This is a genomic window from uncultured Winogradskyella sp. (genome assembly GCF_937958655.1).
Classification (GTDB): Bacteria; Bacteroidota; Bacteroidia; order Flavobacteriales; family Flavobacteriaceae; genus Winogradskyella.
Genome location: NZ_CALGNH010000019.1, coordinates 24,476 through 34,297 on the forward strand (window position 1 = coordinate 24,476; position 9,822 = coordinate 34,297).

Genomic DNA, 9,822 nt, shown 5'->3' on the forward strand with positions numbered 1-9,822 from the left:
TAGATTAAGCAAAAAAAATGGAAGTACAAGGACGTATAAAGATGATTGGTGAGACACAGACCTTTGGAAGTAACGGATTTAGAAAGCGCGAGGTAGTGGTTACAACTGAGGAGCAATATCCGCAACATCTTATGGTAGAGTTTATTCAAGATAAAACCGATTTATTAAACAACTACCAAGTAGGACAACAGGTAAAAGTTAGTATTAACTTAAGAGGTAGAGAGTGGGTAAATCCACAAGGTGAAACAAAATATTTTAATTCTATTCAGGGTTGGAGAATTGAAGCCTTACAACAAGAAGCACCTACAGGAGATATGCCACCTGTACCACCTACAGAAGCTTTTGAGCCTGTTACAGATTTAAAAGAAGAAGATCATGACGATTTACCGTTTTAATTAAAGCGGTAAAACGAAAAAATGAAGCTGTCTAAAAAATATAAAAACCTATGATTCTTTATAACTTTAAGAACTTAGGTTTTTTTAGTGTTTTAGGATAGATAAAAAAATAATGACTTTTTAGATAGTCTTTTTTGTTTAAAAAAAAGTCTCGGTGGTTAGCCGAGACTTAGTATTGTGGTTTTAGGTTTAGACCTTTAAAAACAAACTTAAAAAAAGCAATGATGAACAAAGTTATACTTAAAGGTCAGTAACGAAGATCGTTAATATTACTCTATTATCAAAACTAAACACTGTTTTTAACTGTTAAAACGTAAATAAACCTAAGAAAAAGATCCTTCTGTGCACTTTTTAAACCAAAAAATAGAATTCCCAGAGGTATCCCTAGCTACGGCAGACGGTCTTTTGGCTATAGGTGGAGATCTATCTGTTGAGCGTTTGTTGCATGCCTATGCTAATGGAATTTTTCCGTGGTTTGAGGACGAAGAACCAATACTATGGTGGTCTCCAGACCCTAGGTTTGTACTATTTCCTAAGGATTTAAAAGTGTCTAAAAGTACTAAACAAGTTTTAAATAGTCAAAAATTTAAAGTCACCACAAATAAGAATTTTAGGGCTGTAATAGAACAGTGTGCAAAAATAAAACGAGACGGACAACTAGGGACTTGGATAACTAATGATATGGTAGAGTCTTATGTAAAATTACACGAGTATGGTTATGCTATTTCTGTAGAGGTTTGGCAAGATAAAGAACTTGTAGGTGGGCTCTATGGAATAGATTTGGGTAAAAAATTATTTTGTGGAGAAAGTATGTTTTCAAAAGTGAGTAATGCAAGTAAAGTTGGCTTTATAACCTTTATTCAAAACTCAGATTATAAATTAATAGACTGTCAGTTACACACTAATTATTTAGAGAGTTTGGGTGCAACATATATATCGCGTAAAGCGTTTTTAAAATATTTATAGAGATTCTATTTTTTTGTGATGTAGACGTTGCACTTCAGTTTTAAACCTCATTATATCTAAAACAAGATGTTTCGTGGTCATTAACCATACCTGTTGCTTGCATATGAGCATAAATCACCGTTGTTCCTACAAACTTAAAGCCACGAGCTTTTAAATCTTTACTAATAAGGTCGCTTAGTTTTGTGTTGGCAGGCGCATCTTTATAATTTTTAAACGTGTTGATAATAGGTTTATCATCTACAAATCTCCAAATATATTTTGAAAATGATCCAAACTCTTCTTGTATCTTTATAAAAGCCTGCGCATTGGTTACAGTAGCGTTTATCTTTAATTTGTTTCGTATAATACCTGCGTTGTTAAGAAGTGCATTAATTTTAGATTCGTTGTATGTTGCTATTTTTTGGTAGTTAAAATTATCAAACGCTATTCTAAAGTTTTCGCGCTTTCGCAGAACAGTTATCCAACTTAAACCAGCCTGAAACGTCTCTAGCATTAAAAACTCAAAAAGTGTGGCGTCATCATAAACGGGAACTCCCCATTCCTCATCATGATAGGCTTCGTACAGCGGATCACCAACACACCAACCGCATCTAGGTTTAAAGTTAGTTTTCATAGTGTGATAACTTTGTTTTAAGCTTTGCTATTTCAATAGTTTTTTCTTTTACGGTTAATCTAAGTTCAATGAGATAGACTATCATGTATAAAACAACAGCTAGATTTCTGAAGTCTTTTAGTGAATCTGTTGCAATTAAATTTACGTTTTCAAACCAATTAAATTGATGGCTTAAAAAGGTAAAAGCCCATAATAATATTGCGATTGTTTTTAAATAAGAAAGTATAGAAATCCATTTTTTAGTCGTCATTGCTGTAAGTTTTTAAAAATTACACTACTAAGTTAACAATTGTCATATAAATTATGACGACTAAATTTTAAGTTTGTAAAACAGACAAAATATAACCAACAATGATAAATACTATTATTTCCGAAAGCCTTAAAAAGGCAACATCATATAAAGACTATAGAGATGCAGTATCTCAGCTAGTAGACCAACAATCTACGACAGGTAATGAAAAAACGGAAGCATTAGTTAACTATACTGTGCTAAATGATAGACGCATGAAGCGTTGGGATAAAACGGTTAAAGTGTCTGATGAGGCAAAGGTGAAAATTGAAAATTTTAAAGGTAACCATACGTGGTTAGTATTAACCGAAAGCTGGTGTGGTGATGCAGCTCATATAATGCCAGTAATTAATAAAGTGGCATCGCTTAACCCTAATATAGAATATAAAGTTGTTTTAAGGGATGAAAATGAAGACTTAATAAATCAGTTTTTAACTAATGGAGGTAAGGCTATACCAAAACTAATTGCTATTGATAATGACACTAAAGCGGTAATGCATACATTTGGTCCAAGACCTAGTGTTGCTACTCAAATGGTAAATGATTATAAAGCCAAGCATGGTCAACTAACACCAGAGTTTAAAGAAGACTTACAACGTTGGTATAATAAAGATAAAGGGCAATCTTCTATTGCGGATTTATTGGAGCTACTAGCTTAACGTTTGCCTCTAAATATAAAGGTAATAGTTCCTATTTGAGAGGTTTTAGAAGACGGGTTAAATTGTACGGCTTTAGCGTACTCTAATGCACGATTTATTAAACATACATTTTTAGAATTCGAAGAATTATTAATAGAGGCATCAGTAACTTTTCCTTTACTATTTACAGTTATGCTTACCACTATTTTTCCGCCATTTTCGCACAAATATCTAGGGATGTCATAGGCTTCCATAATTCTACCTTTTAGAGAATACGTTAATGTGCTTTTGGTTTTTGCGTGCTGGTCAGCAATTTTTTTATTCTCTAAACGCTTATTTAGTTGTTCTTTTAGCTTTTTATACGATTCAGATTCATTGGCGTTTAGAGCATAGGCGTTAGTGTTAGTGTAGGATTTGTTTATACTATAGTCTTCTGATAGATCGCTAGTTTTAGACGCTTCAATGCTTTTTGTGGTACGTTCAAAATCATTAGCACTTATGGTTTTAAAATTGCGCAACATGTCTTTGTAATCTTGGTCTTCATTAAATACTTTATCAGAAGTTGCGCCAGTTAGCGTTTCAGTGTCTTGCAGGGTTTCCTCTGGTGATTTTTCAGGCTCAGGTTCTAATTCGTAATAACTTTCTGTGATTAAATCTCCTTGTTGTTTTAAGTGAATGCTAAACAACGCTAATACTAAAGTACTAGCCAATAAAAATGTAATAATAGCTGCTTTATGTTGCTCAATAAATTTCAAAAAAACGGTGTTTTAGTGTAAAAGATATACGTATATAATAATGAAAAAGATTAAAATACTGTATTAAACTGTTGTTAAACTGTTATTCTACGGGAGGTTAGCAATAAATAGTTCTGGTGTTAGTGCATTTTCAACTTTAAAATCACCAATCCGTGTACGTCTCAATACGCTTAAATGTGCACCAGAATTTAAGGCTTTGCCAAAGTCGTAAGCTAAAGATCTAATATAAGTGCCTTTGCTACAAACAACTCTAAAGTTTAAGGCTAAACTATTGTTAAGGTTGTCGTTTTTATCAGTTTTTAAAGAGGTGATTTTAGTAATCTCAAATGCGGTGATTTCTACTAGTCGAGATTTTATTTCAACATCTTCTCCGGCTCTAGCAAATTCATACAAGCGTTTACCCTCTTTTTTTATAGCGGAAAATACTGGTGGATATTGTTCAATTTTACCTATGAATTTATGTGTAGTTTTATAAATGAGATCTTCGGTAATATGAGCGGTTGCAAATGTGGCATCAATTTCAGTTTCTAAATCATAAGATGGAGTTGTACTGCCTAAAATAAAGGTGCCTGTATATTCCTTTTCCTGACCTTGAAAAGTGCTAATCTGCTTCGTCATTTTACCAGTACAAATAACTAATAAGCCTGTGGCTAAAGGGTCTAAAGTGCCAGCATGACCCACCTTTATTTTTTTAATATTAAAGGCTTGTTTTATAGACCATCGCAATTTATTTACCGCTTGAAAAGATGTCCAAGTTAAAGGTTTATCTATAAGCAGGACTTGTCCATTCTTAAAGTCGTCTAAAGTCTGCATTACAAAAGTGTCCAGATTATGGCTGTAATTCCAACAATGATGCAGTAAAGCGCAAAATAGGTGAGTTTACTTTGTTTAACAATGGCTATCATCCATTTACAAGCAAATATACCTGCAATAAATGCGGCTATAAAGCCAACACCTAAAATGGTGAAATTTGAACTTTCATAATCAATATCACCACTTAAAACATCTTTTGCAATTTTTCCGAAAATTAGTGGTACAACCATTAAAAAAGAAAATCGAGCCGCCTTGGTTTTATCATTACCTAAAAGTACAGAGGTAGAAATTGTTGCACCAGAACGTGATATGCCTGGTAGCATTGCTATGGCTTGCGATATGCCAATAATAAAGGCATTGCTAAAGCTTACATTTTTTTGAGTGTCTTTTGCTCTGTCTGCTAAAAAAAGAAGAATCGCAGTAACGATAAGCATGCATCCTACAAGCATTATGTTTCCGCCAAAAAGTTGTTCTAATTGCTTTTCAAAAAAGAGCCCTACAATAACGGCAGGTAACATAGAAAGCACAATTTTACTTAGAAATTGTAAATCTTCATTCCATTCAAATTTTAAAATACCTTTTAAAATACTCCATATATCTTTTCTAAAGATAACGATAGTACTCAGAGCGGTGGCAAAATGAAGTACTACGGTAAATAGCAAACTCTCTTTTGGGAGCGAGTTATCACCAAGTATGGCTTTTCCAAGTTCTAAATGACCACTAGATGATACAGGTAAAAACTCGGTGAGACCTTGTATTATTCCTAAAATAACCGCGTCGAGTATATCCATAAAAAATACTAGAGTTATATGTAAAATTTAATAATTAATGTGCTGATGTTAAACCTTAGGGTTCTTTCCTTTTGATGGATTAAGTAGAATAGCATATACTTGAAAACCAAATCCTATTAGAACCAAAGTTGGAGCTAATCTAATACGTCTCCAACTAAAAACATCAGGATTCCAAATATTAGGATCATCACTGCCGCCACCAGACATTAAAATAAAACCAATGACAATTGAAGCTAAACCAATAAGCATAAACTTATAATTTTTCTTACCGAATATAAATTCGGACTTAGATTGTTCCTTACGTTTTTTCTCTCCCAACGTTTCTAATTTTTGAATTCTGTAAAAATAATTTCGTCATCCAGAGCCATTTGCGAAATATGCTCTGATGTAATACCACCCATAATATTGGCTAAGTGCAAAGTAACGGTTTTATTTAAAACTTTTCTCTTAAGAGCTTCTAAATTTAAGCCTTGCTCCAAACCTCTGTTAATATAGTAGAAGTCCGTTCCATCGTCATGAAAAATAATATCAAAGCTTGTACCCTCAGTAATTTTGGTAATTCTTACATCAATAATCGTACAATCTTCGGGCTGTACATTTTGAATAATGCAAGACTTTAATGCTAAAACACAACCGATAACTAAAGCAAATCCAAGAACGGTATAAATGATACTCTTTTTCAAGATTTTTGGTTTGATTTGATTAACGTATTATTTAAAAATTTGTTTTAGCCAACAGCCAACAGCCAACAGCCAACAGCCAACAGCCAACAGCCAACAGCCAACAGCCAACAGCTAATAATACAACTGATCCGTCTTCAAATTTAAGAAGCGTTGCGTTGCAATAAAAGTACTTATCCAAGTAATAATAACACCTAAAAGAAAAACACCTACAAATAAGCCAACAATCATAACAGTGTTTCTTAATAACTCTAACTCTGGGAATGTGATGTCTAAATAATAAAGAACTACAGCCATACCTGCTAAGGCAATAATAGCACCTATAACACCAAGTTGTACACTTTTCCAAACGAATGGTTTACGAATAAAGCTTTTTGTAGCTCCAACCATCTGCATGGTTTTAATAATAAAACGCTTAGAATAGACGGCCAATCTTATTGAGCTATTAATTAATAATACAGCAATAAGTGTAAAGAGAGCGCTAATGATTAATACCCAAAACGTTATCTTTTTTACATTATCATTCATTAATTCAACAAGGTCATTGTCGTATCTAATTTCTTCAATAAAAGCTTTGCTAGAAAGGCTTTCAGTAATTTCAGTAAGCTGTTCTGTGGTTACAAAATCTGCTTTAAGGTAAACATCAATTGAATTCTTAAGCGGATTATAACCTACAAAATCCATAAAGTCTTCACCAGTTTCGGCTTTCATAAGTTCAGCGGCTTCTTCTTTAGAGACGTACTGGGCTTCTTTGGTATAGTCTGCCATAGCTAAACTTTTCTTTAGCTGATTAACTTCAACCTCTTTGGCTGTATCGTTAAGGTAAATGGTCATAACCACTTGCTCTTTAAAGTGATCTGCTACTTTTTTAGAATTAATTACCAAAAGGCCTAAGCACCCTAAAAGAAATAAAACCAAAGCAATACTAATGACTACAGAGACGTAAGACGATATTAATTTTCGCTTTTGGTATTTGTCAAAAGATGATGCCATATAACTAATATTAATAGTGTAAAAATAAAAAAGAAAATGCTTAACTGTAACAATACAACGTTTAGTTTTTTATTGTGTTGCAATACCTTTAAATTTGCAGCTTTAATTTGAATTCGAACCTGAGTCCGAACTTGAAAATAGTTTCGATTTCAATTTCGATTTCGATTTCAACTTCATCATGAGATACGATTTCAATAACATAGAAAAGAAGTGGCAAAAGATTTGGGCAGAGCGTGAAACTTTTAAGGCTGAAAATAATTCGAATAAACCAAAATATTATGTTTTGGATATGTTTCCTTATCCAAGTGGTGCAGGCTTGCACGTTGGTCATCCTTTGGGTTATATAGCGAGTGATATTTATGCGCGTTACAAACGCCATAAGGGCTTTAATGTATTGCATCCGCAAGGTTACGATAGCTTTGGTTTACCTGCTGAACAATATGCCATACAAACAGGTCAGCATCCTGCAGTAACCACAGAAGCCAATATTAAAACGTATCGTCGTCAGTTAGATCAGATTGGTTTTTCGTTTGATTGGAGTAGAGAAGTACGCACATCAAATCCAGAATATTACAAGTGGACCCAATGGATTTTTATCCAATTGTTCGAATCTTGGTATAATAACGATTTAAATAAAGCAGAACATATTGATACATTAGTTGACCGTTTTAAATCTGAAGGAAATGCAGCTGTAAACGCAGCTTGTGATGATGATATTGAAACCTTTACAGCGGAAGATTGGAGCAATTTTTCAACGGAACAACAACAAGAAATCTTACTTAAATATAGATTAACCTACTTAGCAGAAACAGAAGTAAACTGGTGTCCTGCCTTAGGAACCGTTTTAGCTAATGACGAAATTGTGAATGGAGTTTCTGAGCGCGGAGGTCATCCTGTTATTCGTAAAAAAATGACACAATGGAGTATGCGTATTTCAGCCTATGCTGAACGACTACTGCAAGGATTAGATGCCATTGACTGGACAGATGCACTTAAGGATATTCAAAAGAATTGGATTGGTAAATCTGTTGGTGCTTCAGTGACCTTTAATGTCATTCCTAATAAGATGCTTCGACAAGCTCAGCATGACAAACGCAATTCTGTCACTTCGAGCACAGTCGAGAAGTCTCACACTATTGATGTATTTACAACGCGACCAGATACCATTTTCGGAGTGTCATTTATGACTTTAGCACCAGAACACGAACTTGTATCTCAAATTACTACCGAAGCACAACAAACTGAGGTTGATGCTTATGTAGAAAAAACAGCCAAACGTAGCGAACGCGATCGTATGGCGGATGTAAAAACCATATCTGGTGTATTTACAGGAGCGTATGCCGAGCATCCTTTTACTAAGGAACCAATTCCGATTTGGATTGGCGACTACGTACTAGCAAGTTATGGCACAGGAGCAGTTATGGCTGTACCATGTGGAGATCAACGCGATTATGATTTTGCAAAACATTTCGGAATTGACATCCCTAATATTTTTGAAGGAGTAGATATTTCTGAAGAAGCATATGCGTCTAAAGACAATGTAACCATCGCGAATAGCGATTTCCTTAACGGCATGAACTATAAAAAAGCAACCAAACGCGCGATATACGAATTAGAACAAATAGGCCAAGGCGAAGGCAAAACCAATTATAGATTACGAGATGCCGTATTTTCAAGACAGCGTTATTGGGGAGAACCGTTCCCAGTGTATTATGTCAACGGCATGCCACAGATGATTGGTACAGAGCATTTACCATTAACCTTACCAGAAGTTGAAAAATATCTACCAACGGAAGATGGCGAACCACCTTTAGGAAGAGCTACACATTGGGCTTGGGATACAAAAAACAATAAAGTAGTTTCAAACGAGATGCTGAAACAAGTTCAGCATGACAAAAAAGACGAAAATGTCACCCTGAGCGCAGTCGAAGGGTCTCACGACAATGGAGTTTACCCTCTAGAATTAAACACCATGCCAGGTTGGGCAGGCAGTTCTTGGTACTTCTTTAGATATATGGAAGATGTGATGCGCAATGAAACCTTTGCAAGCGCAGATGCGCTCAAGTATTGGGAAAATGTCGATTTATACATTGGTGGCAGCGAGCATGCCACAGGTCACTTATTATACTCGCGTTTTTGGGTCAAGTTTTTGTATGATCGTGGTTTTGTAGGTGTGGATGAGCCATTTGAAAAGTTGATTAACCAAGGGATGATATTGGGGACGAGTGCTTTTGTATATGGCGCATGGGTTAATTTTTCAAATTATAACCCAGTGAGTGATTTAGACGAAGATAATTTCGAGATAGCAGAAGATGTTACAAGACCTTTTTTACTTCTTTTTTCAAAAGAAAAACAAGATAATATAAACAATAAAGGCGAAATTTCTGAAATAATTGCTTGGGTTAAATCAAAATATCCTAATTCTAAGATTATTTCAGAAATTGATAAAAGTAAACCAGCAAATAATGTTTTTAATTTTTCTGCATTTCGAGGATATGTTGATGTTTCTTTAGTAAATAATTCGGATGAATTAGACTTTGATTCTTTTAAGCAATGGCGACAAGAATTTTATAATGCTCAGTTACTAAATGAGTCATCGTATAAAGTGCATAGAGAAGTCGAAAAAATGTCCAAATCCAAATACAACGTCGTCAATCCAGATGATATCGTAGAGCAATACGGAGCAGACAGTTTAAGGCTATACGAAATGTTCCTTGGACCTCTTGAACAATACAAACCGTGGAATACGGCTGGAATAACAGGAGTCCATGGCTTTCTTAAAAAATTATGGAAGTTATTCCACCAAGGAGAAAACGGTAGTTTTTACGTTTCGAGTGAGGGTTCTTCCCCTCAGGGGAAGCTAGATGGGGCTGCACTTAAGACGCTTCA

At 34.6% G+C, this 9,822-nt stretch carries 12 protein-coding genes; 4 read left to right on the forward strand and 8 right to left on the reverse strand.

Annotation, left to right across the window (positions count from 1 at the left end; translation table 11 throughout):
• Positions 1 to 17 precede the first annotated feature (17 nt).
• A complete protein-coding gene (locus Q0800_RS04215) occupies positions 18 to 395 on the forward strand; it encodes a DUF3127 domain-containing protein (RefSeq protein ID WP_299127891.1) in 378 nt (125 codons plus the stop codon).
• A gap of 342 nt (positions 396 to 737) precedes the next feature.
• Positions 738 to 1,361 carry a leucyl/phenylalanyl-tRNA--protein transferase gene (gene aat, locus Q0800_RS04220; protein WP_299127892.1) on the forward strand — a complete coding sequence of 208 codons (624 nt, stop codon included), beginning with the start codon at positions 738 to 740 and terminating at the stop codon, positions 1,359 to 1,361.
• A gap of 40 nt (positions 1,362 to 1,401) precedes the next feature.
• Here the strand turns inward: aat and Q0800_RS04225 are convergent, their stop codons facing one another.
• Complete coding sequence (locus Q0800_RS04225; RefSeq protein ID WP_299127893.1) at positions 1,402 to 1,974, reverse strand: DNA-3-methyladenine glycosylase I; 573 nt, start codon at positions 1,972 to 1,974, stop codon at positions 1,402 to 1,404.
• A complete protein-coding gene (locus tag Q0800_RS04230; protein WP_299127894.1) occupies positions 1,964 to 2,224 on the reverse strand; it encodes a hypothetical protein in 261 nt (86 codons plus the stop codon). The genes Q0800_RS04225 and Q0800_RS04230 overlap by 11 nt, the downstream gene beginning before the upstream one ends.
• A gap of 101 nt (positions 2,225 to 2,325) precedes the next feature.
• Here Q0800_RS04230 and Q0800_RS04235 point away from each other — a divergent pair, with 101 nt between their 5' ends.
• Positions 2,326 to 2,922 (forward strand): thioredoxin family protein, encoded by a 597-nt coding sequence (locus Q0800_RS04235; RefSeq protein WP_299127895.1) that lies wholly within the window; start codon positions 2,326 to 2,328, stop codon positions 2,920 to 2,922.
• Here Q0800_RS04235 and Q0800_RS04240 read toward each other — a convergent pair.
• From Q0800_RS04240 to Q0800_RS04265, 6 genes are all read right to left on the reverse strand, one after another.
• Positions 2,919 to 3,656 carry a TonB family protein gene (locus Q0800_RS04240; RefSeq protein ID WP_299127896.1) on the reverse strand — a complete coding sequence of 246 codons (738 nt, stop codon included), beginning with the start codon at positions 3,654 to 3,656 and terminating at the stop codon, positions 2,919 to 2,921. The genes Q0800_RS04235 and Q0800_RS04240 overlap by 4 nt on opposite strands.
• 87 nt (positions 3,657 to 3,743) lie before the next feature.
• On the reverse strand, positions 3,744 to 4,469 hold the full coding sequence (truB, locus tag Q0800_RS04245; RefSeq protein WP_299127898.1) for a tRNA pseudouridine(55) synthase TruB: 726 nt from the start codon (positions 4,467 to 4,469) through the stop codon (positions 3,744 to 3,746).
• Positions 4,469 to 5,260, reverse strand: a complete 792-nt coding sequence (locus Q0800_RS04250) for an undecaprenyl-diphosphate phosphatase (protein ID WP_299127900.1) — start codon at positions 5,258 to 5,260, stop codon at positions 4,469 to 4,471. Before Q0800_RS04250 ends, truB begins: the two co-directional genes overlap by 1 nt.
• Before the next feature lie 48 nt (positions 5,261 to 5,308).
• Positions 5,309 to 5,578 (reverse strand): DUF3098 domain-containing protein, encoded by a 270-nt coding sequence (locus tag Q0800_RS04255; protein WP_299127902.1) that lies wholly within the window; start codon positions 5,576 to 5,578, stop codon positions 5,309 to 5,311.
• A 5-nt stretch (positions 5,579 to 5,583) separates the two neighbouring features.
• The gene (locus Q0800_RS04260) at positions 5,584 to 5,943 is read right to left on the reverse strand and encodes a hypothetical protein (RefSeq protein ID WP_299127904.1); all 360 of its coding nucleotides are present in this window, start codon (positions 5,941 to 5,943) and stop codon (positions 5,584 to 5,586) included.
• 111 nt (positions 5,944 to 6,054) lie between these two features.
• The gene (locus tag Q0800_RS04265) at positions 6,055 to 6,933 is read right to left on the reverse strand and encodes a permease-like cell division protein FtsX (RefSeq protein ID WP_299127905.1); all 879 of its coding nucleotides are present in this window, start codon (positions 6,931 to 6,933) and stop codon (positions 6,055 to 6,057) included.
• Positions 6,934 to 7,111: 178 nt separating this feature from the next.
• Between Q0800_RS04265 and Q0800_RS04270 the strand changes: the two genes are divergently transcribed.
• Positions 7,112 to 9,822, forward strand: a 2,711-nt coding sequence (locus Q0800_RS04270; protein ID WP_299127906.1) for a class I tRNA ligase family protein, incomplete at its 3' end; no start/stop codon positions are given.

Excerpts from the sequence above, each read along its gene's own strand:
- Q0800_RS04215 (WP_299127891.1), top strand. The coding sequence starts at position 18 with ATGGAAGTACAAGGACGTATAAAGATGATTGGTGAGACACAGACCTTT.
- Q0800_RS04230 (WP_299127894.1), bottom strand. The coding sequence starts at position 2,224 with ATGACGACTAAAAAATGGATTTCTATACTTTCTTATTTAAAAACAATC.
- Q0800_RS04250 (WP_299127900.1), bottom strand. The coding sequence starts at position 5,260 with ATGGATATACTCGACGCGGTTATTTTAGGAATAATACAAGGTCTCACC.
- Q0800_RS04225 (WP_299127893.1), bottom strand. The coding sequence starts at position 1,974 with ATGAAAACTAACTTTAAACCTAGATGCGGTTGGTGTGTTGGTGATCCG.
- Q0800_RS04265 (WP_299127905.1), bottom strand. The coding sequence starts at position 6,933 with ATGGCATCATCTTTTGACAAATACCAAAAGCGAAAATTAATATCGTCT.
- Q0800_RS04235 (WP_299127895.1), top strand. The coding sequence starts at position 2,326 with ATGATAAATACTATTATTTCCGAAAGCCTTAAAAAGGCAACATCATAT.
- truB (WP_299127898.1), bottom strand. The coding sequence starts at position 4,469 with ATGCAGACTTTAGACGACTTTAAGAATGGACAAGTCCTGCTTATAGAT.